The 26,305-nt window shown below is 31.7% G+C and carries 25 protein-coding genes; 19 read left to right on the top strand and 6 right to left on the bottom strand.

The genetic code is table 11. The features are described 5' to 3' along the window. Positions 1–6 precede the first annotated feature (6 nt). From FHG05_RS18545 to FHG05_RS15235, 14 genes are all read left to right on the top strand, one after another. Complete coding sequence (locus FHG05_RS18545; protein WP_198172273.1) at positions 7–411, top strand: hypothetical protein; 405 nt, start codon at positions 7–9, stop codon at positions 409–411. After that, positions 408–893 carry a flavodoxin family protein gene (locus FHG05_RS15175; protein ID WP_140998957.1) on the top strand — a complete coding sequence of 162 codons (486 nt, stop codon included), beginning with the start codon at positions 408–410 and terminating at the stop codon, positions 891–893. Before FHG05_RS18545 ends, FHG05_RS15175 begins: the two co-directional genes overlap by 4 nt. Before the next feature lie 10 nt (positions 894–903). Further along, positions 904–1,653, top strand: coding sequence for a Fe-S cluster assembly ATPase SufC (sufC, locus tag FHG05_RS15180; RefSeq protein WP_140998958.1), 750 nt, complete (start codon positions 904–906; stop codon positions 1,651–1,653). A gap of 30 nt (positions 1,654–1,683) precedes the next feature. Beyond that, positions 1,684–2,052 carry a four helix bundle protein gene (locus tag FHG05_RS15185; protein WP_140998959.1) on the top strand — a complete coding sequence of 123 codons (369 nt, stop codon included), beginning with the start codon at positions 1,684–1,686 and terminating at the stop codon, positions 2,050–2,052. 51 nt (positions 2,053–2,103) lie between these two features. Next, positions 2,104–3,420 carry a Fe-S cluster assembly protein SufD gene (gene sufD / locus FHG05_RS15190; RefSeq protein ID WP_140998960.1) on the top strand — a complete coding sequence of 439 codons (1,317 nt, stop codon included), beginning with the start codon at positions 2,104–2,106 and terminating at the stop codon, positions 3,418–3,420. 145 nt (positions 3,421–3,565) lie between these two features. After that, a complete protein-coding gene (locus FHG05_RS15195; RefSeq protein WP_140998961.1) occupies positions 3,566–4,786 on the top strand; it encodes an aminotransferase class V-fold PLP-dependent enzyme in 1,221 nt (406 codons plus the stop codon). Positions 4,787–4,808: 22 nt separating this feature from the next. Then, positions 4,809–5,312: a hypothetical protein gene (locus FHG05_RS15200; protein WP_140998962.1), complete on the top strand. Its 504-nt coding sequence runs from the start codon at positions 4,809–4,811 to the stop codon at positions 5,310–5,312. A 3-nt stretch (positions 5,313–5,315) separates the two neighbouring features. Continuing rightward, positions 5,316–5,735: a SufE family protein gene (locus FHG05_RS15205; RefSeq protein WP_140998963.1), complete on the top strand. Its 420-nt coding sequence runs from the start codon at positions 5,316–5,318 to the stop codon at positions 5,733–5,735. A gap of 32 nt (positions 5,736–5,767) precedes the next feature. Then, entirely contained in the window at positions 5,768–6,091 is a 324-nt protein-coding gene (locus tag FHG05_RS15210; RefSeq protein WP_130734880.1) for an SUF system Fe-S cluster assembly protein, read from the top strand. A 73-nt stretch (positions 6,092–6,164) separates the two neighbouring features. Further along, the gene (locus FHG05_RS15215; RefSeq protein WP_140998964.1) at positions 6,165–8,000 is read left to right on the top strand and encodes an ABC transporter ATP-binding protein; all 1,836 of its coding nucleotides are present in this window, start codon (positions 6,165–6,167) and stop codon (positions 7,998–8,000) included. A gap of 9 nt (positions 8,001–8,009) precedes the next feature. Continuing rightward, positions 8,010–8,516, top strand: a complete 507-nt coding sequence (locus FHG05_RS15220; RefSeq protein WP_140998965.1) for a DUF2480 family protein — start codon at positions 8,010–8,012, stop codon at positions 8,514–8,516. Between the two features lie 122 nt (positions 8,517–8,638). Then, a complete protein-coding gene (locus FHG05_RS15225; protein ID WP_140998966.1) occupies positions 8,639–9,550 on the top strand; it encodes a DUF3078 domain-containing protein in 912 nt (303 codons plus the stop codon). Positions 9,551–9,569: 19 nt separating this feature from the next. Further along, the gene (locus FHG05_RS15230; protein WP_140998967.1) at positions 9,570–10,517 is read left to right on the top strand and encodes a hypothetical protein; all 948 of its coding nucleotides are present in this window, start codon (positions 9,570–9,572) and stop codon (positions 10,515–10,517) included. A gap of 706 nt (positions 10,518–11,223) precedes the next feature. After that, a complete protein-coding gene (locus tag FHG05_RS15235; protein WP_140998968.1) occupies positions 11,224–12,168 on the top strand; it encodes a hypothetical protein in 945 nt (314 codons plus the stop codon). A 52-nt stretch (positions 12,169–12,220) separates the two neighbouring features. Here FHG05_RS15235 and hflX read toward each other — a convergent pair whose 3' ends face one another. The 4 genes from hflX to FHG05_RS15255 all read right to left on the bottom strand — a co-directional run bounded on the left by hflX (position 12,221) and on the right by FHG05_RS15255 (position 18,380). Further along, complete coding sequence (gene hflX / locus FHG05_RS15240; RefSeq protein ID WP_140998969.1) at positions 12,221–13,459, bottom strand: GTPase HflX; 1,239 nt, start codon at positions 13,457–13,459, stop codon at positions 12,221–12,223. Positions 13,460–13,684: 225 nt separating this feature from the next. Further along, positions 13,685–15,013 (bottom strand): DUF5689 domain-containing protein, encoded by a 1,329-nt coding sequence (locus FHG05_RS15245; protein ID WP_140998970.1) that lies wholly within the window; start codon positions 15,011–15,013, stop codon positions 13,685–13,687. Between the two features lie 5 nt (positions 15,014–15,018). Continuing rightward, positions 15,019–15,597 (bottom strand): choice-of-anchor J domain-containing protein, encoded by a 579-nt coding sequence (locus FHG05_RS15250; RefSeq protein WP_181369184.1) that lies wholly within the window; start codon positions 15,595–15,597, stop codon positions 15,019–15,021. 11 nt (positions 15,598–15,608) lie between these two features. Then, the gene (locus FHG05_RS15255) at positions 15,609–18,380 is read right to left on the bottom strand and encodes a TonB-dependent receptor (RefSeq protein ID WP_140998972.1); all 2,772 of its coding nucleotides are present in this window, start codon (positions 18,378–18,380) and stop codon (positions 15,609–15,611) included. A 139-nt stretch (positions 18,381–18,519) separates the two neighbouring features. Between FHG05_RS15255 and FHG05_RS15260 the strand changes: the two genes are divergently transcribed. From FHG05_RS15260 to FHG05_RS15275, 4 genes are all read left to right on the top strand, one after another. Next, the gene (locus tag FHG05_RS15260; protein ID WP_140998973.1) at positions 18,520–19,632 is read left to right on the top strand and encodes an endonuclease/exonuclease/phosphatase family protein; all 1,113 of its coding nucleotides are present in this window, start codon (positions 18,520–18,522) and stop codon (positions 19,630–19,632) included. Positions 19,633–19,718: 86 nt separating this feature from the next. Beyond that, entirely contained in the window at positions 19,719–20,258 is a 540-nt protein-coding gene (locus FHG05_RS15265) for a 3-hydroxyanthranilate 3,4-dioxygenase (RefSeq protein WP_140998974.1), read from the top strand. 203 nt (positions 20,259–20,461) lie between these two features. Then, complete coding sequence (amaB, locus tag FHG05_RS15270) at positions 20,462–22,015, top strand: L-piperidine-6-carboxylate dehydrogenase (RefSeq protein WP_140998975.1); 1,554 nt, start codon at positions 20,462–20,464, stop codon at positions 22,013–22,015. 149 nt (positions 22,016–22,164) lie between these two features. Next, positions 22,165–23,592, top strand: coding sequence for a hypothetical protein (locus FHG05_RS15275; RefSeq protein ID WP_140998976.1), 1,428 nt, complete (start codon positions 22,165–22,167; stop codon positions 23,590–23,592). A gap of 41 nt (positions 23,593–23,633) precedes the next feature. Here FHG05_RS15275 and FHG05_RS15280 read toward each other — a convergent pair whose 3' ends face one another. Then, the gene (locus tag FHG05_RS15280) at positions 23,634–24,404 is read right to left on the bottom strand and encodes a DUF5995 family protein (RefSeq protein ID WP_140998977.1); all 771 of its coding nucleotides are present in this window, start codon (positions 24,402–24,404) and stop codon (positions 23,634–23,636) included. An 89-nt stretch (positions 24,405–24,493) separates the two neighbouring features. Here FHG05_RS15280 and FHG05_RS15285 point away from each other — a divergent pair, with 89 nt between their 5' ends. Further along, positions 24,494–25,246, top strand: a complete 753-nt coding sequence (locus tag FHG05_RS15285; RefSeq protein ID WP_140998978.1) for a methyltransferase family protein — start codon at positions 24,494–24,496, stop codon at positions 25,244–25,246. Between the two features lie 2 nt (positions 25,247–25,248). On the opposite strand, the gene FHG05_RS15290 is transcribed toward FHG05_RS15285, so the two are convergent. Further along, positions 25,249–26,136 carry a dienelactone hydrolase family protein gene (locus FHG05_RS15290; protein ID WP_140998979.1) on the bottom strand — a complete coding sequence of 296 codons (888 nt, stop codon included), beginning with the start codon at positions 26,134–26,136 and terminating at the stop codon, positions 25,249–25,251. Positions 26,137–26,305 lie beyond the last annotated feature (169 nt).

Genomic DNA, 26,305 nt, shown 5'->3' on the forward strand with positions numbered 1-26,305 from the left:
AGCATTATGAATTTATCAAAAACACAAAAAATACTTGTTGGTGTATTACACTTCTTACCTTTCATAGGTTTTATAGCCTACTTTGTATTGTTTTTTTCTCTCTTCTTTAATAATCTAGAAGAATTACAACAAGACAGTTTAAATGGAAACCCTCCATTGGCTTTTTTTAGAAGTTTTATAGGTTTATTTGTTATTATAATACTAACTGTATTTATTGCTCTTGGTATTAAAATTTTTGACATCATTCATCTAACTAAAAGTAACAAAAACGATACCAATAATAAAGTTCTTATTTGGATTTTACTTTTTGTTTTTACAGGAATTATTTCAGAAATTATTTATTATTTCCTTGAAATTGTACCTGATAAAAAAGAAGAATTAGAGGGGCACAAAACCAATACAACTTTATGAGTAAAGCAGTAATTATAGTTGGTTCATCTAGAAAAAATGGAAACACCACAAAGATTGTCTCAGAAATACACAATCAGCTTTTGGTGGATGTAATTAACTTAAGTGATTATGATTTCTCGTACTATGATTATGAGAGTAAAAATAGAGCAGATGATTTTTTCGAATTAATAAAAGGAATTATCGAAAAATATGACACCTTGATTTTTGCAACACCTGTGTATTGGTATACCATGAGCGGTATTATGAAAGTATTTTTTGATCGTTTTTCGGATTTAATTCGTATAGAAAAAGAAACTGGAAGAAAACTAAGAGGTAAAAACATGGCTGTGATCTCCAATTCTCATGACAGTAGCATTGAAGATGATTTTTACCTTCCTTTCCAAAAATCGGCCGCATATTTAGGAATGAATTATTTGGGTCACAAGCATTTTAATGCTGACAGACCCGAAGAAATACAAAATTTAGAATTAGCATTTATATAAAATAGAGACCATGTTAAGTATTAAAAATTTACACGCTTCTGTTGAAGACAAAGAAATACTAAAAGGAATTAATTTAGAGGTTAAAGCAGGGGAAGTTCATGCCATTATGGGACCAAATGGTGCCGGAAAATCGACCCTTTCTTCTATAATCGCAGGAAACGAAAATTATGAAGTGAATGAAGGAGAAATCTTTTTAGATGGAGAAGAAATTTCAGAATTAGCTCCAGAAGAAAGAGCGCACAAAGGTGTTTTCCTTTCTTTTCAATATCCTGTAGAAATTCCTGGCGTTTCAGTAACCAATTTCATTAAAACTGCCATCAACGAAAGCCGTAAAGCAAAAGGATTGGAAGACATGCCAGCGAATGAAATGCTGAAAAAAATTCGCGAAAAATCGGAATTATTAGAAATGGATAAAAAATTCCTTTCTCGTTCGCTTAACGAAGGTTTCTCAGGAGGCGAAAAGAAACGTAATGAAATTTTTCAAATGGCGATGTTAGAGCCTAAAATTGCCATACTTGATGAAACCGATTCTGGTTTGGATATCGATGCTTTACGAATTGTAGCAAATGGTGTTAATAAATTAAAAAGTCAAGACAATGCCGTGGTTGTGATTACACATTACCAACGTTTATTAGATTATATTGTTCCCGATTTTGTTCACGTACTAATGGATGGAAAAATTGTAAAATCTGGAGACGCATCCTTGGCTCTAGAATTAGAAGAAAAAGGATACGATTGGATTAAAGCAGAGTTAGTATAGTCGAAAGTTTTAATGTCATAAAGTCGAAAGATGGGAAGATTCAAATCCTTTGAAGAAATCAATTCTTGGCAAAAAGCAAGAATATTTAACAAAAGAATTTATGAAATTACAGAAAGCCCAAAATTCAACAAAGACGTGGAACTAAATAGACAAATTAAAAGAGCATCTATTTCAATTTCATCAAATATTGCTGAAGGTTTTGAAAGAAATACAGATAAAGAATTTATATATTTCTTGTATGTTGCCAAAGCATCGGCAGCAGAAGTTAGATCTCAATTATACTTAGCTTTAGATTTAGAATATATTACAATAAACGAATTTCAAGAATTAATAGAATTAGTCACTGAAATTTCGAAATTATTAAGCGGATTTATAAAATATTTAAGTCCTAAGCCTTAAAGTAAAAATTACTTTCGACTTTAAGACTTTAGGCTTTAAGACTAACAAAAAATGGATTTAAAAGATAAATTACTTTCGTCATACATCGCTTTTGAAGAAAAGTTTGATATGGACTCTCATTTGCATGATGTACGAAATCAAGCTATAAAAAACTTTGAAACCAAAGGTTTTCCAACTAAAAAAGAAGAAGCTTGGAAATATACCTCATTGAATGCAATATTAAAACATGATTTTTCGGTTTTCCCAAAACATGAAAATGCGATTGAATTTGCAGCTGTGAAAAAATATTTCTTACATGAAATAGACACCTACAAATTAGTGTTTATAGATGGAAAATTTAGCTCGTTTTTATCGTCAACTACTCATGAAGGAATTGATGTATGTTTATTGTCTTCGGTATTAACAAAACCAAAATACAAACCTGTTTTAGAAACGTATTTCAATCAAATTGCTCAAAAAAACGAAAGCTTAACTTCACTTAATACTGCTTTTGCTCAAGAAGGTGCTTTTATCAATATTCCTAAAAGTAAAGTAGCCGATAAACCTATTGAAATTATTAACTTTTCAACAGGAACTGAAGCCGCTTTAATGGTACAACCAAGAAACTTAATAATTGTGGGTGAAAATGCACACGTACAAATTATTGAGCGTCATCAAAGTTTGAATAGCAATCCAGTACTAACCAATAGTGTAACCGAAATTTTTGCGCAAAAAAGAGCCAATGTAGATTATTATAAAATTCAGAATGATGTACAAACGGCGAATTTAATAGACAACACCTATATTGCTCAAAAACAAGAAAGCAGAGTCGCAGTTCATACATTCTCTTTTGGAGGTAATATGACACGTAATAACTTGAATTTCTACCATCAAGGAGAACGAATTGATTCTACTTTAAAAGGAATTACGATTATTGGCGACAAACAACATGTGGATCATTTTACTTTGGTTCATCACGCCCAACCTAATTGTGAAAGTCATCAAAACTATAAAGGTATATTTGGAGATAGTGCAACTGGTGTTTTCAATGGTAAAATATATGTAGAAAAAGAAGCCCAAAAAACCGATGCTTTTCAGCAAAATAACAACATTCTAATTAGCGAAAAAGCAACAATTAATGCCAAACCTCAATTAGAAATTTTTGCTGATGATGTAAAATGTTCTCATGGCTGTACAATTGGTCAGTTAGATGAAAGTGCAATGTTTTACATGCAACAACGTGGTATTCCGAAAAAAGAAGCACGTGCATTATTAATGTATGCTTTCTCAAATGAAGTGATTGAAAGTATTAAAATACCTGAATTAAAGCAACGCATTACAAAAATTATAGCCACAAAATTAGGCGTAAAAATGGGATTTGATTTATAAAATTCACTTTCAAATACAAATAAAGTGTTTCTGTTTTTTTAGAAGCACTTTTTTTATTTCATTATGCCTATTTGCTAATTTTTAACCTTTATTTATTCCAATTTTAAATAATCAAGTTGTAAATTTGTAACCAAATAGATTTAACATGTTTGATGTTCAAAAAGTAAGAGCCGATTTTCCCATTCTAAAACAAGAAGTAAACGGAAAACCTTTAGTGTATTTCGATAACGGAGCCACCTCACAAACGCCTCAACAAGTAATTGATACGATTGTAGATTATTATTCTAGATATAACGCAAACATTCATCGTGGCGTACATACTTTAAGTCAATTGGCTACAGATGCTTATGAAATAGCAAGAAACAAAATCCAACACCATTTTAATGCCAAACATAGTTATGAAATTATCCTTACCTCAGGAACAACTGAAAGTATTAATTTAGTAGCGAATGGTTTTGCGTCGATTTTACAAAAAGGAGATGAAATCATTGTTTCTGCTTTAGAACACCATAGCAATATAGTCCCTTGGCAAATGCTTTGCGAGCATACAGGTGCTGTCTTAAAAGTAATTCCCATGAGTGTGGAAGGCGAGTTGCTTATGGAAGCTTACGATGATTTACTTTCTAATAAAACAAAATTGGTTTTCTGTAATCATATTTCAAATGCTTTAGGAACTATTAATCCAATTGAATATATCATACAAAAAGCACATGAAGTAGGGGCTGCAGTTTTAATTGACGGTGCACAAGCTTGTCCACATTTGAAACCTGATGTTCAAGCATTAGATGTTGACTTTTATGTGGCATCTGCGCATAAGATGTGCGGACCAACGGGAGTAGGCATGCTCTATGGTAAAGAAGAATGGTTGCGTAAATTACCTCCGTATAAAGGTGGAGGAGAAATGATTGCAACCGTTAGCTTTGAAAAAACAACCTATGCTGATTTACCGCATAAATTTGAAGCAGGAACTCCTAATATCTGTGGTGGAATTGCTTTTGGAGCGGCAGTAGATTATATGAATCATATTGGCTTTGATGCCATAGCGAAACAAGAACAAGAATTATTAGAGTATGGAACACAAAAATTGCATGAGATTGAAGGAGTAACCATTTACGGACCTTCTGATTTAACGAGAAAAGCGTCTGTTATTTCATTTAATATTGAAGGTATTCATCCGTATGATATTGGCACGATTATAGATAAATTAGGTATAGCGGTGCGTACAGGACATCACTGCGCACAACCCATCATGGATTTCTTTAAAATTCCAGGTACTATAAGAGCAAGTTTTGCATTTTACAATACCAAAGAAGAAATTGATATCTTTGTGGAAGCCGTTAAAAAAGCAAAATTAATGTTATCCTAAAAACAAACAAAAAATTACATTTATGAAAGCACTTACTATTTTATCTACCCTAATTATAACTCTGATTAGTTGTAATTGTCAAAAGAAAGCAACTGAAACGGCAATGGCCACTTCAAATGAAAAATCAGAAAATATGATTTCAGAATCTAAAGAAGGGCAATCGACTCAGAACTTCCCAGTATTGGTTTATGAATCGACTTCTAGAGGTTATTATAAAAAAATAACGATTGAGAATAACAGTATCTCTGTTCAAAATGGAAGAGAGGAACTATCCAAAACAAAAACATTAACGGAAGAAGAACTTGCAACGATTGAAAAAGCATATAAGGGTATCGATGTAAAAGAATTGCCAAATATTAAAGCACCAACAGAAAAACGTTTTCATGATGGTGCACCGATTACTAATTTAGAAGTTAGAATGGATGATCATATTTACCGTTCTACAGATTTTGATGGTGGTACTCCTCCAAAAGAAATCGAAGGTTTAATAAACACTATTTTAGAAATAGCGGATAAAACAAACTAAAAAATGACCATACAAGCCATACAGGAAGAAATTGTTGATGAATTTTCAATGTTTGATGATTGGATGCAACGTTACGAATACATCATTGAACTAGGAAAGACCTTACCCTTAATTGAAGAAAAATACAAAACGGAAGAAAACATTATCAAAGGCTGCCAATCTAAAGTTTGGGTTCATGCAGAAGAACAAAATGGAACCATTGTTTTTACTGCAGATAGTGATGCTATTTTAACAAAAGGTATTATTGCTATTTTAATTCGTGCCTTTTCGAATCAAACACCTGAAGCGATTCTAGAAGCTAACACAAATTTTATTGATGAAATTGGTTTAAAAGAGCACTTGTCTCCTACTAGGGCGAATGGATTGGTTTCGATGATAAAACAAATAAAAATGTATGCCTTGGCTTTTAATGCTAAAAGTTAATTAATTGGTAAACAAATAAAACTACTAAGAAAATGGAAGAATATAAAGATGAAATCAACCTAGGAGAAAGTGTAGTAAAGGTTTTGAAAACCATTTATGACCCAGAAATTCCAGTTGATATTTACGAGTTAGGGTTAATTTATGATGTGATGATTAATGAAGCAAATGATGTGAAAATCTTAATGACATTAACCTCACCTAACTGTCCCGTTGCGGAAACATTGCCCATGGAAGTGGAAGAGAAAATAAAATCAATTGATGCCGTGCAATCTGCTGAGGTTGAGATTACATTTGACCCACCATGGAGTAAAGATCTTATGAGTGAAGAAGCAAAACTAGAATTAGGAATGCTTTAAAAAAAGGTTGCGTTTTCAGTCACAGTAGTTTTTAAAAAACGGTGACTGAAAACGGTGACTGAAAACTTAAAAAATGGCACGTTTTCAACCAAAATCATTAAACGATAAGAAAAAGATGGGTCTGAAAGCTTCCTTTCATTCTCTTTCTTACATCCCCCGTTTTTTTAAGGAAATTTGGAAAACCAATAAAAAACTTTTTCTAGTTTCTGCATTTTGCCGCATTATTGCTGCTCTACTTCCCGTAATTATTTTGTGGATTGGTAAAATTATCATTGATGAAATAATCAACATTACCACACATGAAATTACAGATTATAGCTTGCTTTGGAAATATGTAGCTATTGAATTTTCATTGGTCATTTTATCTGATTTAGTAAGCAGAGCCATTGCCTTAACCGATGGGATTTTAGGCGACCAATATAATATTCAAACTTCTGTACAAATCATTCAGAAAACTAATGAAATAGACATCAGTCTTCTTGAAGATTCGGAGTTTTATGACAAATTAGAAAGAGCCCGAACCCAAACCATGGGTCGTGTTGATTTAATGTCGAATGTTTTAGGACAAGCACAAACTACCATTTCAATCGCTACTTTAATCGCAGGTTTAATTTATTTTGAACCCTATCTCATTATCTTGTTAGTTTTAAGCATTATTCCTTCGTTTTTAAACGAAATAAGGTTCAGTCAACAACAATATTCATTAGCTAGGAGTTGGACCTCTGAACGAAGGGAACTGGATTATTTGAGATACATTGGAGCCAATGATAAGACAGCCAAAGAAATTAAACTTTTTGGGTTAACCCAATTTGTGGTAAACCGATTTAAGAACTTAGCGGTAAAATATTTTCACCTCAATAAAAAATTAGTCATTAAACGCTCGAGTTATGGGTTTTTGTTCAATGTATTAGGTTCTATTAGTTATTATGCAGCATATGTATTTATCATTTACAGAGTATTATCGGGGGTGATTACTTTAGGAGAACTTACCTTTTTATCGGGAAGTTTTAATCGGTTGATGAAAAGTTTACAAGATTTCTTTTCTCGTTTTACAAGAATTTCTGAAAGCGCTTTATATCTAAAAGATTACTTTGATTTTATCGACATTTCTTCGGAGCCTAAAACCAAAGAAGACATTCCTTTACCAAAAGAAATTAAGCAAGGTTTTGAATTTAAAAACGTTTATTTTGCCTATCCCGAATCGGAACATCAGATTTTAAAAAATGTTAATTTTACTATTAAAGCAGGTGAAAAAGTAGCTTTTGTAGGTCAGAATGGCGCTGGGAAAACGACCTTGACCAAATTAATTTTACGCTTTTACGAACCTACGCAAGGAGAAATACTGCTAGATGGAGTAAACATTAATCGTTACAATAAAAAAGAATATCAAGCTTTTTTTGGGGTACTTTTTCAAGATTTTTTCCGATATGAATTTACTGTTAAAGAAAACATTGCCATTGGTAAAATAGATGAAATTCATAACTTTACGCAAATTGAAAAAGCGGCTAAACTAAGCTTAGCAGAAGAGGTTGTTTCGGAATTAGAAAATGGTTACGAACAACAATTGGGGAAACGTTTTGTGAAAGGTCAGGAATTATCGGGTGGTCAATGGCAGAAAATTGCCTTAGCAAGAGCCTATATGAAAAATGCAGAAGTTATCATTTTAGACGAACCTACTTCGGCTTTAGATGCTAAAGCAGAAAGCGAAGTATTTGAACGTTTGATTCATCTGATTAAAAATAAAACGAGTATTATTATCTCGCATCGATTTAGCACCGTAAGACAAGCCGATCGAATTATTGTGCTAGACGAAGGAAGTATTTTAGAAGCGGGAACACATGAAGAATTAATGCAAAACCAACAATTATACGCTGAATTGTTCTTATTACAGGCAGAAGGATATCAATAAAAAGAAATTATGGAAAAAGAAATCGTAAATAAAGTTGCCAACAGTAAATTGGAAGTGTTTGATCTTGAGGATTATTTTCCAAAAGAAGAAATCGTAATCCTTGATATTTCCAAGTGGTTATTTGAAGGGTTTATTTTAAAAGAAAAAGAATTCCGTGATAACTTGAATAAAGAAGATTGGTCCACCTACAAAGATAAAGGAGTTATTTTATTTTGTAGCACAGATGCTATTTTACCGGCTTGGGCCTATATTTTAATTACAACCTATTTACAGCCTTTTGCGAAACAAGTGGTTCATGGAAACAGTCAGGAATATATTTTACTTCACTATCAACGCGTTTTAGAAACAGTAGATTATTCTATTTATAAAGATAAGCCTGTTATTTTAAAAGGGTGTTCTAAAAAAGCGGTTCCTCAATCTGTTTATACGTTAGCCATACAAAAACTAATGCCCGTAGCTAAAAGTGTCCTATTTGGTGAAGCCTGTTCCGCTGTGCCTTTGTACAAGTCAAAATAAAGTAATACGTCTAAAAAATTTTCACTTAAACGAAATTTTCAGCTATTATTTGTAAGTTTTTATACCTTACTTGCTTAATTGGGTTAAATTTGCCATACAAATCAAAACAAACAAACATCAAAATGAGAAAATTTTTTTTAGCACTAACATTAACTACGTTGAGTGTTTTTTCCCAAAAAACAGAGGGAGAATTAATCAACACCACTTCAGCGGCTGAGACCAAAGCTAAAGACACGACCAATATGGGATGGAAAAGAGCTGGAAACTTCGTGCTGCTTTTAAATCAATCTGCCTTTAACAATGAATGGTTAGGTGGAGGAACTTCTAATATTGCTGGAAATGCAGGATTGAACTATGATTTTAATTACAAAACTCCAGATATGATTTGGGACAATAAGTTTATTGCTGCTTATGGTCTTACCAAACAGAAAGGGCAAGAAATGACAAAATCAGATGATCGTTTAGAATTTACTTCGTTGTTAGGAAAAAAGGCAAAGGGGTATTGGTTTTATTCTGGATTTTTAAATTTTAAAACCCAAATGGATGCTGGTTTCGTTAAAGTTACAGACCCTGTTACCAGTGATGAAATATTAGTTAAAAATTCGCATTTCTTCTCTCCTGCTTATTTACAAGCTGGACCTGGTATGTTGTGGAAAAAAAGTGATAATCTTAAAGTGAATATTGCACCAGCTACTTCTCGTGTTATTTTTGTACACAAGCATTTTACAGAATTTGGTTCTGCATTTGGTGTAGAACAAGGAAAATCTTCTCGTTTCGAATTTGGAGCAGCTTTAAACGGGTATTATAAATTCAACATAATGGAAAATGTTTCCATGGAAAATATTTTGAATTTATACTCTAACTATTTGGAAAAACCTCAAAACGTAGACATGGATTACCAAATGAATTTGGTTATGAAGATTAATAAATACATTTCTACTAATGTCGCTTTTCAAGCCATTTATGATGACAATGCTATTGGTGCATTTCAAATTAGAGAAGTATTTGGTTTAGGTTTTAACTATGGTTTTTAACCGCTAAAAGAGGAATCAAATGGTAAAGAAAAATTTTAAAATGGCCTCTTGGTCATTTGCCTTGTCTATACTAACGCTTTTAATTTTGGCAACTACTGTTTTATTAGCCAATACTCGTTTAGGTGAAAATATGAATTTCTTCACCAATAAGAACCTTCAATCTGATTTGGAAAAATCCTATTTAGAAATTGAAAAATTAATAAGTGAGAAAGAACTTTTAATGCTTCAATTGGAAGAACAATTGGAAAAATACAAAGCATTAGAAATGGAAAATGAAAATCTTCAAACGGAATTAGAATTGAGAAATCAACAAATGGATGCCTTAATTCAAAAAATAGATTCTTTAGAAAAGGATGTTTCTAAACTAATGTCTTTAAAAGACGAATTAGCCAAAGCGAAAACAGCATATGAAACCCATGTAACAGAAGTCAAAAACGAAAAAACTCCTAAAAAAGTCACTTCGGATAATGTTTCAAATAACGAAACTAAAACAATGATAGCAGAAGCTCGTTTTCTGCCTTCTGAAAATCAAAAAAACACCTCTCCTGTTAGTACTATAATTAGGGATGATTATGATGAATTACGCTTATTAAATTCTTCTGTTCAAACCTATCATATAAAGAATTCGGGAGAAAAAAAATTAGCTTCTCAAGCAGATAAAGTAAATAGTCTAGTATTAGAATATACGATTTATTTAGACAAAAATAAATTGAGAAGATCCAACACATTTTATATTCAACTATTTGACACCAACAATAAAAACGTGGGAAAAACAAAAAGTGTATTTGTTGGCTCAAATGAATTGATTTATAGTTTTAGTTCAACCGTAAGCTATGAAGAGGAAGTAAATCGAATTCACGAAGAATTTTCTACAGAAGGGCTAGAATTAGACAAAGGAGTATATTTCCTTAATATTTTTAGTGAAGCTGGAAAGTTACTTTCTTCTAGAAGCTTTAAATTAGATTAAAACAGCATTTAGATTTATTTAGTTAAAAAAATAAGAATTATCTATTTTTTTGTTTAAAAAATTATATTGTTTATTAAACAAAACCGTTTGGATTAACAAAAAAGCATAAAAAATTGTATTTTTTTATGCTTTTTTTATTGTTGTATAAAAATTTTATGTACTTTAGTTCTAGTATTAAGTGATTCAATAAGAAAAAGTTAACTATTTACAAATCATTTAACACTTTAAAAAATCTCTGTTTACAACTAAAATATTTTTGTTTTTACCGTCAATTATTAAAAGGTAAATTTAAAAATAGAACAACTTCAAAACTATCTAAAAAAGAGTAAAATTTTTTCACAATCAACCATTATACTGCTGGTCAAGGTTGATAAAGAAAAACAGTACTAATTTAAAAATGAATTTGTTCCAGCTTCCAAAATTTAATTTGCTTAAGTAACCCTTTTTCAATTTCACTTTTAAATTGAATTAATGTATTTCCTATTTTAATGCTAATATTATGAAGTACTTGGTACAAAAAATCACGGATTTACTGTGACTAAGAATTGAACAACTACAATAAACATAGAAACGTTAAAAGGCTTTTCTTGTTTATATGATGACCATTCGCAAATACTTTTCTACGAAATTCAAAAATTACTAATCGTAACCAAAAATGTATTTGACTGAAATCTAAATTACCGCTAACCCAAAACTATTAACCATCATGATTAGAAAAAAATATAAAATGGCAGTATCGTCATTAGTATTGTCGTCTCTAACCCTGATTGTTCTTGCAGCCAATTTTGTAATTCCGAATACCGATTTTGGTAAAAAATTGTTTTTTCCTAAAGCTTCCGAATTACAATCTGATTTAGAAAAATCCTATCTTGAAATTGATAAATTAATTGGTGAAAAGGAGTATTTAATGCAGGAACTAAAACTACAATTAGAAAAAGTACAACAGTTAAAAGCTGAAAATGATTCCCTTCAATCTGAATTAGACGTGAAATACCAACAAATCGAAACCTTAATTCATAAAATTGATTCGCTGGAACAAGATGTATCCAAATTAATGACGTTAAGAAGTGAGTTGGCTTACGCTAAAAAACAGTATCAAATGGCTGCAAACCCTTCAAATGAAACGAAAGAAATTGTTTCGGAAGAAGTTACTGTAGTCGAAGAGGAAAACAGTGTAGAAAACTCCGCAACTCTTCCTAATTCTGCAACTACAGTTACTACTGATTCACCAATTAAAGATATTATTCGAAATTATGAAGAAAATATACGTTTATTAAATTCGAGCATAAAAACCTATCACAAAAGAGATTCAGGCAGTAAAAAAGAAACCGCTTCGGCTTCTAAAGTAAATCGTTTACTACTCCATTACACTTTGTATGTGGATAAGGGCAATAAAAAAAAGACAGCTAAATTTTATATTCAGCTTTTTGATACCAATAATAAAAATGTTGGAAAAACAAAAAAACTGCTTATTGATGACAAAGAGCTTATTTATAGTTTTGAATCTTCAGTGGAATATACCGAACAAGTGAATCAAGTGGAACAGGAATTCTCTACAGAAGGCCTAAATTTAGACAAAGGAGTCTATTTCTTAAATATTTTTAGTGCAAAAGGAAAACTATTATGTTCTAGAAGTTTTGAGTTAAATTAAGCCTTTCTATAAAAGTAAAAAACTGGAAAATCCAGTTTTTTACTTTTTCTTTTTAAGAATCGGAATCTTTATCGACAGCTTCTTTATATTCAGGATAAAGAAACTTATTATAAGGGAAACGAGTAACATGAATTTCACGAACCGCTTCATATACTTTTTCTCTAAATTCTTCAAAATTGAGCTTATCAGTAGCTGAAATGAATAAGGTATTACTTTCCCCCATTTTGTTCATCCAAGTTTGTTTCCAATCTTCCAATGTAAAATGTTTTGTTGTTTTTTCGATACTTAAATCATTTTCGTCAAAATAAACCGGTTGAAAAGCATCTATTTTATTAAAAACCATAATGGTGGGTTTATCATTACTTTTAATATCTTTCAAGATTTCATTTACCGAAGCAATATGATCTTCAAAATCAGGATGTGAAATATCCACTACATGCAATAATAAATCAGCCTCTCTTACTTCGTCTAAAGTACTTTTAAAGGATTCAACCAGTTGTGTTGGTAGTTTTCTTATAAAACCAACCGTATCACTTAAAAGAAAGGGTAAATTACGTATAACCGTTTTTCGAACTGTGGTGTCTAAAGTAGCAAAAAGCTTGTTTTCTACAAAAACGTCACTTTTACCAATAGCATTCATTAAAGTGGATTTTCCAACATTAGTATAACCCACAAGTGCAACTCTTACCATAGCTCCTCTATTGCTTCTTTGAACCGCCATTTGTTTATCAATGGTTTTTATTTTTTCTTTCAGCAATGAAATTCTATCGCGAACAATACGTCTATCGGTTTCAATTTCAGTCTCTCCAGGACCACGCATACCAATACCACCTCTTTGACGCTCTAAGTGGGTCCACATACCTGTTAATCTAGGTAATAAATATTGATACTGGGCTAATTCCACTTGGGTTCTTGCATAGGAAGTTTGCGCACGTTGTGCAAAGATATCTAAAATGAGATTGGTTCTATCCAAAACTTTACATTCGTCACCTAACTCTCTATTGATGTTTTTTTGTTGTGAAGGGGTTAATTCATCATCAAATATAACCGTGGTAATGGCATTGTCTTTTACATAATATTTGATTTCTTCCAATTTTCCAGTTCCTACAAATGTTTTTGGATTGGGCTTGTCCATTTTTTGCCAAAAACGTTTTACAACTTCTCCTCCAGCTGTAAAAGTTAAAAACTCTAATTCATCTAAGTATTCTCTTAGCTTTTCTTCATCTTGATTTTGGGTAACAATACCTACAACAATTGTTTTTTCAAAAACGTGATTTTCTTTTTCTAACATAGTCTTTCATTAACCTTACAAAGGTAAAGATAATTTAGCATAATGTGTGCTAATAATAAAGGTCTTACTTTTTAACTTTATAAGTATCTAATTTGTATCCAGCAATTTCAAATCGATTGCCAACCGAATCTTAGATTAAATATAAACCTTCTTGATTATTCCAGTTTAACAATAAAACAAAAAACGCTCAGAAAATCTGAGCGTTTTTTGTAATTCTATTTGTATTTATTGTCCGATTACTCTAACATTATCTACTTCCCAACCAGCTGCAGCTGCAGTGGTAGAAGTATATTTAAAAGCAACTCTAACATTTGAATTTCCAACATAATTAGAAATATCAATTCCACCTGAAGCACCTGCACTCCATGAAGTATAAGAACCCGAAGTCCATACTGGCAAATTGAATCCTGTTAATTGTGTCCATGTTGCTGCACTTGGAGCACCTGAACCACTATAATTTGTTGAAATATAAACTTGTAAAGCTGGTCCCGCAAATCTTGTACTGGTCTCAAAAGTAAGAGCAGCAAAAACATTACTTGATAAATCAATAGCTGGAGAAATTAACCAATCTTCATTTGCTTGACTTCCACTACTGAAACCATTCATATAAGCAGATGGTGTTGGGTTACCAAAATTAGTACTAGTCCAAACTTGAGCACCTACTACACTGTAAGCGGTCCAAGTTGGGAAATTATTTACAAATGTTTCTTCAAATAAAACATTCGGAACATATCTATCATTTGTCAACTGAACATCATTAATTGTTCTAATCATTAATTGATAATCACTACCAAATTTAGTCAAAACACCTCTGATTTTTCCATTTCCACTAGGAATTGCTTCTCCAGCGAAAGTCGCAAACTCACTTACTCTCAAAAGAATGTTGTTGCCAAATTTATCTTTAATAGTGTGGTTTGTTCCTGATCCAGCAGTATTATTAGGATTAAAGAAAGTAGTTCCTAACGATACATCATCAAATTGAACATTATCAAATTCAACTAAAGTATGTAGGTTTCCTAAATTACGAGCTTCGCCTAATCCAATATGATTAACTAAATCCTCCTCATCCATTTTTTCACAAGAACGGAAAATTATGTTTTTATACTTATCTAAAGCAACACGACCTATATCGTTTCCAAACAATTGTCCAATTTGTAAATCATCAGTATAATCATCTTCCATAACATACAAACCAGTTAAGTCGATATAAACTTTACGACCTGGCTCGTATACATTAAATAAATTATATTCATCAACCGGTACAGTAAACCCATATTCATTATCATTGTCATCAAAAGTAACCATGGAAATTGTTTTATAGAAGTTACCACCTTCATCTGATGAAGTAACATATGCTTCTAAAATTGTTCCGTTAGCTAAGTCCCATAATGTTGGTGTAGTTGTAGCATTGTTTGCTAATGGTACAATATCTATATCGGCTGTTTTTGTAACGCATTCTCCTGACAAATCAGGCGCATTGTAATCGTCACCCGTAACACAACTTGTTAATGTTGCGAAAAGAGCAGTTGTTAAAATTAATATTGTCTTTTTCATAGCCATTAATTTTTAAGAATTTTAATATTGTCAATTTCCCAAGTTGTAGAAGCTGAACTTGTAGAAGTATATTTAAAAGCTAAACGAACATTTGTACCAGTAAATGAAGAAATATCGATATTTCCAGAATTAGTCCAAACATAATTTGAAGTATCCAAATCTAAATTACCTGATAAATCTGTCCAAGTTGCGCTCGTTGGATCACCAGATGTATAATCTGTAGAAATTTTTACTTCTAAAGGGTTTCCAGAAAATTTAGATGCCGTTTGGAAAGTTAATAAAGCGGCATTCACTGAACTTAAATCAATAACTGGAGAAATTAACCAGTCTTCATTCACATTATTTCCAGAAGCAAAACCAGACATTTTTGCACAATTTCCTGGATTTCCATATTGCGTATCTAATTGCCATTCTTGAGCTCCTGTAACGCTTACTTTAGTCCAATCTGTCCAACTTGTTTCAAAACCATCTTTATATAAATATTCATATATTGTTGGTATAGCATACTCGTCATCTTTTACACAGCTTACAAGAGATAAACAGGCAACTGCGCTTAATAACAAAGATTTAATATTTTTTTTCATCATACAATTTTTTAGAAGTTAATGTAGAAGTTCACAAAATAAGTTCTTCCATAACCATAGAAATATTTTGAACCAAAAGAAGGGGTTCCATTTGCTCTATCTGCAGCTAAATCTGGGTAAGTTGCTTTTCTTGATTGTTCAAATCCTCCTGTTTTATAAACCTCATCTAATACATTATTAATGGAAGCAAAGAATCCAAATGTATTTCTGTTTTTTGAACTGATTCTCCAAGATTTACCACCAATTACATTCAACAACATGAAATTATCAAATTTTTCTTGTTTTAAGATATTTCTAACTGAAGTTTCAGTAACACCATCATAGTTATCTCCTGTGCTAGGATCAACTGTAAAGTTATCTGTTCTCAAAATACTAGACACATCAACGTAACTACCTGTTAAATAGTTGATATTTGCTCCAATCCACCAATAATGAGGATCTCTATATTCTAATCCAAATGAGTATGCTTGTTCAGGTAATCCTGGTTGGTGATAATCTTTTAAATATACCGTTCCAAAATTACGGATTGGATTTAATCCTTCCGCTGCTCTACCATCATCATTAGTAATTAATTTTGCATTGTCAGAATAAATATATTGACCAAATGAAGCAGAAGCATTAGCTGTTATAGTTGAAGTAATTTTATATTCTAAACCTAATTCAGCACCCATAGCTTGTTTATCCAAACCTGTTACAATCTCACTAACGAATGAATCCGCATCTCCATCAGCATCTCCAATACTTTCAGCGTAGTAAAAAGAAATCTCAGAACTGTTTGAAATTTTGTTGTAGAAACCTGTTAAACGCGCTTTTAATTTTGGAGAACGAATAATGTAACTTGCATCTGCAGCAACAATATTTTCATCTGTTAAGTTTGGCGTAATGTTATTATTTAAACGTGCATTAGAAAACACGTTTCTCATAATTGGTGCTTTCGTCATATAAACTCCATTGAAATCTAATAAATGACGCCCATTTATTTTATAGGTTAAACCTCCCTTGAAACCGAAGTTTTCATAAGTTGTTTTTTGGCTTTTCCCATAAGAATTATTAGCATAAATTCCATTTCTGTACAATCCTTCTCTTTGGTATTCTGTTCTTGAAAAAGATTGTGCTAAATAAAAATCAAATTTGCTATAATTGAATTTGAATTGGGTGAACCCATCAAAAACAGTAGCGAAAAGATTATAATTATAACCATAAGTATCACTTTCACCAACATATCTATTTGGATTATTTAAGTCTGACTGACTATTATCACCCGAATAAAATGGATCAATATCAGCAAAATAGGTTCCACCCATTAAATCCAATAAATTTTGGAAATTATGTGATTTTAATCTTTTAAAATTCACACCTCCATTTAAAGAAATATGATCGGATAAACTTGTATTTAAAATAGAGTTCGCACTCCATTGTGTATCATCTGTTCTATCTTCATATAACACATAAATACTTCTTCCTGGGAAACCAGAGTTTTGGTTTGCTAAATACATCGCATTCCAATTGATTTGTGAATTATTTACAAAATCATTTCTAATTCCATCAATCTCAGCCTCAGAATACGTGCCTAAATTATTGAAATAACTAGGTAATTTTTTATAGTACGTAGGATCTGGATTATTTCCATTTTGATAATCTAATCTAGTATTTCCTATCGAACCCGTTTGATAAGCTACATTTGTGTGTAATGTAGTATTTTCATTTATTTTCCAATAATGAGATAACATGTTAATTGGCTCAGCAATATCTTTATCTCTTGAATTTCTTTTTTGGCCACCTTGCCAACCCCAATACGAGTTGTATTTCACACCCATTAAATCAGTAACTTCTTGAGTATTTGGAGAAGATTTACCTCTACTGTTTTCAGCATAAATAGAAGTAAAATTGATACTGTGATTGTCATTAAATTTTTTCTCAACACTCGCAAATAATGAACTCGCACTGTAGTCTGTTCCTTCAAAATAACCTTCTTCAGCCCATCTTCTTGAACCTGAAACTACAAATGCCCAACCTTTATCATTTAAACCTGAAGCATGTGTTCCCATTGCTCTCCAACTGTAATTAGTGTTAGTTCCAGACATTGTAATTCTACTACCTGGTCTATAATGAGAAGCTCTAGTGTCTATTTCTTGTGTTCCAAGAATACCTCCAAAAGTATATTCAGAAGGTGATGAACCCATTGTAAATTCTTGGTTACGTGTAGCATCATTCAATCCACCCCAATTGCTCCATTGTGGTCTTCCATCATAAATCTTGTTCATTGAAATACCATTGATCATTGTCGTTCCATATTGGTTATCTAAACCTCTAATTCTAAAACGAGCTTGACCCCAATTAAAAGCAGCAGCTTGTTGGTACGTATCTCTAGAAGCTTGTAACAATCCTGATGTACTTTCAGAACCAGTATTATCATCTCCTAAATCATTTTCTGTAATAGTTACCAAACTTAATTGTAATTCAGTCGTAATATCTTCTTCTAAAACAATAGTTCCTAAATCTACTGTTTGTCCAGGAGTAACTTCTAAAACAAAAGTTTGAGTTCTATAACCAGTTGAACTAACCACAAGAACGGGTTCTCCATCTGGAATAGATTTAAAATTGAAAATACCTTCAGCATCAGTTACAACAGATTGATTCGTGCTTTGAATTGTTGCAACTACATTTTGTAATGGTTTTTGTGATTTCGAATCTACAACCTTACCTTTTAAGGTACTGGTTTGTTGTGCAAAAACAAAAACGGCTTGTAGTACCAATAATGTACTTAATACAAGTTTTTTCATAGAAAGAATAAAAATTAATAATAATTTAAACTTTAAGCGGTTTAAACTTAACAGCCTGCAAATGTATAACTTTTAATAATATTATTTACCTTTGGCACCGATTTTGTACTAAAATTGATAATTATATAACATACATTTCATGAAAATTAAACAATTTTTAATCGCTTTTTTTGTATTATTCACAATAAGCAAGGCTTTTTCACAAGATAAGAAATTTAAAATTCATACCGTAGCATTCTATAATTTTGAAAATCTTTTCGATACTATCAATGATCCAAATACTATAGATGAAGAATATTTACCAAACAAAGGTTGGACTTACAAAAACTATAGAAAAAAATTAGACAACCTAAGCCGTGTAATCATTGAGCTAGGAACTGATGAAAATCCATCTAACTCTCCAGTAGTTATCGGTGCATGTGAAATTGAAAACCGACGCGTTTTGGAAGATTTAGTAAAACATCCTACATTAGTTAATAAAGGATATAAGATTATTCATTTTGACTCTCCAGATAGAAGAGGTATTGATGTAGCACTTTTATACCAAGACAAATATTTTACACCAGTAAGTTATACTAATATACCTTTGTACATTTATAAAGATGGCAAAAGTACTGGTAAAAAAGAAGAAAAAGATAAAGAAAAAGAAGAAGAGACAGATGATGCGGTACAAGTAGATGAATCCACTCAAAGAATTTATACGCGTGACCAATTATTAGTTACAGGGTATTTAGAAGGTGAAGAAATTAGTTTTATCGTAAATCACTGGCCATCTCGTTCTGGAGGAGAGAAAAAAAGTAGTCCGAATAGAGAAGCAGCTGGTGCTCTAAATAGAAAAATTATTGATTCTCTATATAAAATCAATCCTAAAGCAAAAGTAATTACCATGGGTGACTTAAACGATGACCCAACCAATAAAAGTGTTAAAAAAGGTGTTGGTGCTGTAGGAACTAAAGAAGAATTAAAACCTCTTGGAATCTATAATCCCATGGAAAAAATGCACAAACAAGGTATTGGAACTTTAGGCTACCGTGATTCTTGGAATATTTTTGACCAAATTATGCTTTCTGAACCTTTAGTAAAAGGGGATTATTCTACTTGGACCTATTGGAAAGCCAATGTGTTTAAAAAACCATACCTTATTCAAAATGAAGGAAGGTGGAAAGGCTATCCTAAAAGAAACTCTAATGGTGTACCAGGATTTAGTGATCACTTACCCGTTTATATTTATTTAATTAAACAAGTCAACTAAAGATTTTAAAATATTTGAGAAAAGGTTAGTCCAAAAAAGACTAACCTTTTCTTTTTTTGTAACTTTACGTAACTAAAACATTCCAAATGAGCATACAAAAACCATTCAATTTAAATCAATGGATTGAAGAAAATAGAGCCCTACTAAAACCTCCAGTAGGGAACAAAAATTTATATGTCGATTCTGGCGATTATATTGTTATGATTGTAGCGGGACCTAATGCAAGAAAAGACTATCATTATAATGAAACGGAAGAATTGTTCTATCAATTAGAAGGAGAAATAACAGTTTATGTACAAGAGGACGGTCAAAAAAAAGCCATGACTTTAAAAGCGGGTGATATGTATTTACATCCTGCTAAAGTGCCACACTCTCCTAATCGTACAGCAAATTCTATCGGTTTAGTAATCGAAAGAAAACGCAACCACTTACCTGTAAAAGATGGGTTACTTTGGTATTGTGACAACTGTAATCATAAATTGCACGAAGTGTATTTTGAATTAAATAATATTGAAGTTGATTTTTTAAAACACTTCAATCATTTTTATAATTCTGAAGCATTACGCACCTGTTCAAAATGCGGTACCGTTATGGAAACCGATCCTCGTTTTGTAACGGAAGAGTAAAAGCTAATTCCTGCTATCCTGTTTAGTTTTCTCTGCTAGCTTTTGGTTTTTTAAACCCTAAAAAGAGCTTCTATTGTCGCTTTTTTATGGTAAAAAAACCTAAAAAATAGCCTTTGAAAAGCTATCCATTCTATCAGGGCTAAAAATTCAAATCAATTTCATACATTTGTAGAAATTTAACAAAAACACGTAAAAAAGTTACAATGTCAACAATAGCACAACAGTTTGGAATGCAAGAAGCATTGGAAATATTAGGCGTTAAAGCGACTAATTTAGGAACCTCTACAGGAAGCGAATGGTTTTCAAATGGAACTATCATTGAAAGTTACTCACCAGTAGACGGACAATTAATTGCAAAAGTACAAACTACAACAAAAGAAGATTACGAACGTGTCATGCAAAAAGCAACGGAAGCATTCAAAACTTTCAGAGCCATGCCAGCTCCTCAACGAGGAGAAATTGTTCGTCAATTTGGAAATAAATTAAGAGAATTAAAAGAGCCACTTGGAAAATTGGTTTCTTATGAAATGGGTAAATCGTTACAAGAAGGTTATGGAGAAGTTCAAGAAATGATCGATATCTGTGACTTTGCAGTAGGTTTATCACGTCAGTTAAACGGACAAGTAATTCCATCGGAAAGACCTGGTCACGTCATGCGTGAACAATGGCACCCTATTGGAATTGTAGGTATTATTTCAGCATTCAACTTTCCAGTAGCCGTTTGGTCTTGGAACACAGCTTTAGCATGGATTTGTGGAGATGTATGTGTTTGGAAAGCTTCAGAAAAAGCACCTTTATGTTCTATTGCTTGTCAAAATATTATCGCAGGCATCTTAAAAGAAAATAATTTACCTGAAGGTATTTCATGTATTATCAACGGAGATTATACCGTAGGTGAAATGATGACAGCAGACACTCGTATTCCTTTAGTTTCTGCAACGGGTTCAACTAGAATGGGAAGAATTGTAGGAGCAAAAGTAGCGGAACGTTTTGGTAAATCCTTATTAGAATTAGGTGGAAACAATGCTATAATTATTACTCCAACTGCCGATTTAAAAGTAGTGGTGCCTGGAGCTGTTTTTGGAGCTGTTGGTACTTGTGGACAACGTTGTACCTCAACCAGACGTTTAATTATTCATGAATCGGTTTACGATACAGTTCGTGATGCCATTGTAGGAGCTTACAAACAAATTAAAATTGGTAACCCATTAGATGAAAAAAATCATGTGGGTCCATTAATTGATAAAGATGCCGTAAATACCTATTTAGCAGCGATTGAAAAAGCGAAATCTGAAGGTGGAAAAGTATTAGTTGAAGGTGGTGTACTTTCTGGTGACGGTTATGAAAGTGGTTGTTATGTAAAACCAGCAATTATTGAAGCTGAAAATCATTTTGAAATTGTACAACACGAAACCTTTGCACCGGTTTTATACTTAATGAAATACAGTGGCGAAGTAGAAAATGCCATTGATTTACAGAATGGTGTAGCACAAGGTTTGTCTTCTTCTATCATGACCAATAGCATGAAAGAAGCTGAAAAATTCTTGTCATTTGCAGGTTCAGACTGTGGAATTGCAAATGTGAACATAGGTACTTCAGGAGCTGAGATTGGTGGTGCTTTTGGAGGAGAAAAAGAAACTGGTGGCGGAAGAGAGTCAGGTTCAGATGCTTGGAAAGTATACATGAGAAGACAAACCAACACTGTAAATTATTCCGATCAATTACCATTAGCTCAAGGAATTAAATTCGATTTATAATTCAACACATAAATTACAATGAGAAAACCCCAGTAATTAGTTGCTGGGGTTTTTATTTTACGTTTATCTTTGCTACAAGAATGAAAACCATAAATCAAAAATATTTGCTATTTATGGTTTTAAATATTTATAATTAATAATAAAAAACTATGAGAGTTTTAACCATCCTATTTTTAGGCCTTTCCCTTTTTGCAAGATCTCAAAATGTCATTGTTGAAGAAAAATTTGAAAAAGATAATGTTCCGTTAAATTATGAGCTTCTTCCTTTACAAAATAAGTTAGCTATTAAAAAAGGAAAAGTATTTGGTTTTTCAACCAATAGAGAAGTTAATAAAGTAACTACCTATAATTCTGAAGGAAAAGATAGCATTTGTTTTGACAATAAATCTCTTATGGATGTTTATTTTAATTATAGTGGAAATGTGATAATTGCAGAAGACTTTTCTAAAATGAAACTCTCAGGGGACAACATACATATTTTAGGGAAATTTGGTGATAAAATATTAGACCCAAAAAAACACCAACCTTTTTATGTGTTTGATGACCAAGCAATAATGAGAAGAAAAGAAAAAGACAAATATAATGTTGTTATACCTTATAAAGGTAATACACCTTCTAAAGCTGATTTAAAATTTGAAGGAACTGAACGTATTGTGGGGGAAAATTTTTATGAATCCCAAAGGGTTCCTGGTAGTAAGGTTTTTATAAATGAAAAAGGCAATCTAGAAGCAATTTATAAGTCTTTAACAAAAGATTGTAAAGAATCTATAATTTATAGAACTGAATATACTCCTTTAGGTGAAAGAATAGCTGATATTCAATATAATTTAACCTTAAAAGATTATAGTTTTATATTATCTGTTACCGGTGGGGGTTACATGGTTTTAAAATCAGTGGGTGGTTTTACCAATAGGTTTACAAACAATGCTGGTTTTACCTCTACAGTTAGTTTAGGTTCTAGTACCTATTCCGATTTTGGAGATGATGGATCAATTAATAATCTATTTTTTGATAATTCTGGAAATGTATACGTTTATGGTATGCTAGGAAAAAAAGAAAAGAAAAATTTATTATATAATAGAATCGTGGGATATTATATTTATAAATATAATAAAGAAGGAAGTTTGATTTGGGAAAAAAAATTTGAAACAGGAGATAAATTAGAAAAAATAGGTGTTGCTTATTTAAACAATACTTATGTAAGATTATTCAACACTGATGGTAAATTACAATTTTTATTTGCTTCAACACAGCCAGATGAAGTATTGATGCTGTCTGATATAAATGAAGAAACTGGAGATTTTATTAATTCTGATTTTTATTCTTTTAAAACAAACAATTCAAACGATTTTACAGATTTTATTATTGCATCTATCACCGATAAAGATAATTTGAAAAACAAAATTATAGACTATGAAGGATTAATGTTATATTATAAAAACAAAAAGTTTAAGGATTACATAGATTCTACTGTACATAAAAGCAAAATTTATTTTAATACACTTATTAATAAAGCAGGCACTTGGTTAATAGAATCAGATAATAAATCTTATTATAAAGTAATATATTTTGAATAAAAATTAAAAACCCCAGTAATTAGTTACTGGGGTTTTTAATTTTATATCACACTTCTTAATTTATCAATTTTACTTTTGATGGATCCTACTTCAAACAAACGTAACACTTTAAAGACTAAGGAAGGAATAAAACCAGCATTGGTAATTAAATCTGCTATTTTAGTAATTTTTTGATCCCTAATTAAAATTTGTTCATGTAATTGAGAGTTGTCTAATGGTGCGAGTTGAACTGCAAATTTCCAAGCTCCATTTCTCGCTTCCTGCATACTAAAATCAATTAAAAATGTGTCTACATTTCGTGTCTTTTTTAAAATCCATTTTAGAAAAGGCCACACATCAGAAAGTGCGGTTTCTACATTTCCTACCAAAGATGATAAAATGTGATTTATCATATTAAAATCGGCTTCTAAATCCTGTATTTCGTCACCTGGTGCTACTTGTGCTGCCGCAATACTTAAATCTAAGTTAATATGTGCATTCATGCCTAATAATAAATGTTGTAGCAACACTATCCAAAAATCAGTGGCATATTCAAATGCTACTTGCCAAGAAGTTGAAGGTTTCAATCCCCATTTATACTCATAATAAGCTGCAATGTAACGGTTTGCAAAGATAACATCGAGTTGTTCCATTCTGGGACCATTTTGAAACATCCCATTGGCAATCCCTTCTTTTACTTTTTCCGTTACTTTACAATACAAAACAGCAAAGTAGCCCATTGTACTTTTCTCGTTCAAAGCAGCATCTATAATTATATTTAAATGCAGAATAACCTCATCAATTGTTTTCGCTTGTGGTATTTGTTGTGACATGTTTGTTTATTTTTAGGAAAAATACTGCTTTTTTCTATTATTATTAATATCAAATATATTTTTATCTTTGGACACCTATAAAAAACATCATGGCATTACAAGAAGAATTTGCAAAACAAGGCATCTGGTTATTTAGATATAGAGGCGTGTTACCGGTTATTATTTTAGTAATAGGAGCCTTGCTTTTTCTACAAACAGAATTGCATCCAGAGGTTTTTCCATTAAAAAATACACCTTATGAAATGTATTATGAGATGTTTTGCTTAGTAGTGAGTTTGCTAGGGTTATTCATTCGAATTTGTGTAATTGGTTTTGTTCCAAAAAACACTTCTGGAAGAACGGTTGAAAAACAAGTAGCCGATAGCTTGAATACGACAGGAATGTATTCTTTGGTGCGACACCCTTTATATTTAGGAAATTATTTTATGTGGTTGGGTCTTGCCATGCTCCCAGGTAATTTTTGGTTTGTAGTCGCTTTTACCTTCATATATTGGGTTTATTACGAAAGAATTATGTTCTCAGAAGAAAAATTCTTACGCAGTAAATTTGGAGAAACGTACTTAGCATGGTCGGAAAAAGTTCCAGCTTTTGTTCCTGATTTTAAAAACTATCAAAAACCACACTTGTCATTTAGTTGGAAAAAAGTGGTGAGAAAAGAAATAACGGGTCTTTTTTTATTATTTCTTATCTTTTTTGTGTTTGATTACCTAGGTGTTGTAACTAAAAATGCTCCTCACCCGAATTACTTTTTGACCTACAGTCTAATTGTATTAACAGTTGCTATTATTATAATTAAAATAATCAAGAAAAATACCAATCTTTTAAAGCAAGAAAACAGATAATATTAGCTTAGTTTTTCTTTAAAAAAAGAGAGTGTTCTTTCCCAAGCCAATGTAGCAGCTTTTTCATCATATCTTGGTGTGGTATTGTTATGAAAACCATGATTTACATCAGAATAAAAATGGGCTTCAAATGTTTTTTTATTTTCAAGTAGTGCCTTTTCATAAGCAGGCCATCCTGCATTCACTCTTTCATCCAAACCCGCATAATGGATTAGTAAACTGGCATTAATTTGAGGAACTTCACTTTCCTGAGGTTGTCCTCCATAAAAAGGAACAGCTGCCAATAACTCTGGAATTCTTACTGCCATTGCATTGGAAACCCACCCTCCAAAACAAAACCCTACAACACCTATTTTGCCCGTACATCCTTCATGGTTTTTTAGGTAGTCATGAGCCGCAATAAAGTCTTCTAACATTTCTTGTCTTGTCCTCTTCTTTTGCAGCTCTCTTCCTTCATCATCATTTCCAGGGTAACCGCCTAAGGGAGATAAGGCGTCTGGAGCCAAAGAAATAAATCCTTCTAAAGCAACTCTTCGTCCAACATCTTCAATATAAGGATTTAAACCTCTATTTTCATGAACTACTATTATTCCTGGTAACTTACCTTTGCTTTTTATCGGTTTTGAAAGCAACCCTTTAATCTTTCCACCACCTTTAGGTGAAGCATACGTTATGTATTGAGAATCTAACTTTGGATCATTAGGGTTTATGAGTAAATTATCTTTATAATTCGGCATCATAAAACTTAAAAGTGTAGGTAAGGTTAAACCTCCAACGGCAAAAACAGATAACTTTTCGATAAACTGTCTTCGTTCCAATTTATTATGTGCATACGCATCATACAAATCAAAAATCGCTTGATTTAAATCTTCTTTTTTAATTTTTTGCATTACATCATTATTAAATAATTCTACTAAAGGTACAAAATATTTTTACTGTTTTTAATCTTAACCTATTATACTTTTTCTATGACTAAATTACCTGCAGGAACACCTAATCCAATTATATTATTTCTGTAGTTAGTGTTAATTTACTTTGTTATTTTTAACAAAATTCAAT

Source organism: Flavobacterium profundi (assembly GCF_006491645.1).
Classification (GTDB): Bacteria; Bacteroidota; Bacteroidia; order Flavobacteriales; family Flavobacteriaceae; genus Flavobacterium; species Flavobacterium profundi.

Coding starts and splice junctions, on each gene's coding strand:
- FHG05_RS18545 (WP_198172273.1), top strand. CDS start 7: ATGAATTTATCAAAAACACAAAAAATACTTGTTGGTGTATTACACTTC.
- FHG05_RS15175 (WP_140998957.1), top strand. CDS start 408: ATGAGTAAAGCAGTAATTATAGTTGGTTCATCTAGAAAAAATGGAAAC.
- sufC (WP_140998958.1), top strand. CDS start 904: ATGTTAAGTATTAAAAATTTACACGCTTCTGTTGAAGACAAAGAAATA.
- FHG05_RS15185 (WP_140998959.1), top strand. CDS start 1,684: ATGGGAAGATTCAAATCCTTTGAAGAAATCAATTCTTGGCAAAAAGCA.
- sufD (WP_140998960.1), top strand. CDS start 2,104: ATGGATTTAAAAGATAAATTACTTTCGTCATACATCGCTTTTGAAGAA.
- FHG05_RS15195 (WP_140998961.1), top strand. CDS start 3,566: ATGTTTGATGTTCAAAAAGTAAGAGCCGATTTTCCCATTCTAAAACAA.
- FHG05_RS15200 (WP_140998962.1), top strand. CDS start 4,809: ATGAAAGCACTTACTATTTTATCTACCCTAATTATAACTCTGATTAGT.
- FHG05_RS15205 (WP_140998963.1), top strand. CDS start 5,316: ATGACCATACAAGCCATACAGGAAGAAATTGTTGATGAATTTTCAATG.
- FHG05_RS15210 (WP_130734880.1), top strand. CDS start 5,768: ATGGAAGAATATAAAGATGAAATCAACCTAGGAGAAAGTGTAGTAAAG.
- FHG05_RS15215 (WP_140998964.1), top strand. CDS start 6,165: ATGGCACGTTTTCAACCAAAATCATTAAACGATAAGAAAAAGATGGGT.
- FHG05_RS15220 (WP_140998965.1), top strand. CDS start 8,010: ATGGAAAAAGAAATCGTAAATAAAGTTGCCAACAGTAAATTGGAAGTG.
- FHG05_RS15225 (WP_140998966.1), top strand. CDS start 8,639: ATGAGAAAATTTTTTTTAGCACTAACATTAACTACGTTGAGTGTTTTT.
- FHG05_RS15230 (WP_140998967.1), top strand. CDS start 9,570: ATGGTAAAGAAAAATTTTAAAATGGCCTCTTGGTCATTTGCCTTGTCT.
- FHG05_RS15235 (WP_140998968.1), top strand. CDS start 11,224: ATGATTAGAAAAAAATATAAAATGGCAGTATCGTCATTAGTATTGTCG.
- hflX (WP_140998969.1), bottom strand. CDS start 13,459: ATGTTAGAAAAAGAAAATCACGTTTTTGAAAAAACAATTGTTGTAGGT.
- FHG05_RS15245 (WP_140998970.1), bottom strand. CDS start 15,013: ATGAAAAAGACAATATTAATTTTAACAACTGCTCTTTTCGCAACATTA.
- FHG05_RS15250 (WP_181369184.1), bottom strand. CDS start 15,597: ATGAAAAAAAATATTAAATCTTTGTTATTAAGCGCAGTTGCCTGTTTA.
- FHG05_RS15255 (WP_140998972.1), bottom strand. CDS start 18,380: ATGAAAAAACTTGTATTAAGTACATTATTGGTACTACAAGCCGTTTTT.
- FHG05_RS15260 (WP_140998973.1), top strand. CDS start 18,520: ATGAAAATTAAACAATTTTTAATCGCTTTTTTTGTATTATTCACAATA.
- FHG05_RS15265 (WP_140998974.1), top strand. CDS start 19,719: ATGAGCATACAAAAACCATTCAATTTAAATCAATGGATTGAAGAAAAT.
- amaB (WP_140998975.1), top strand. CDS start 20,462: ATGTCAACAATAGCACAACAGTTTGGAATGCAAGAAGCATTGGAAATA.
- FHG05_RS15275 (WP_140998976.1), top strand. CDS start 22,165: ATGAGAGTTTTAACCATCCTATTTTTAGGCCTTTCCCTTTTTGCAAGA.
- FHG05_RS15280 (WP_140998977.1), bottom strand. CDS start 24,404: ATGTCACAACAAATACCACAAGCGAAAACAATTGATGAGGTTATTCTG.
- FHG05_RS15285 (WP_140998978.1), top strand. CDS start 24,494: ATGGCATTACAAGAAGAATTTGCAAAACAAGGCATCTGGTTATTTAGA.
- FHG05_RS15290 (WP_140998979.1), bottom strand. CDS start 26,136: ATGCAAAAAATTAAAAAAGAAGATTTAAATCAAGCGATTTTTGATTTG.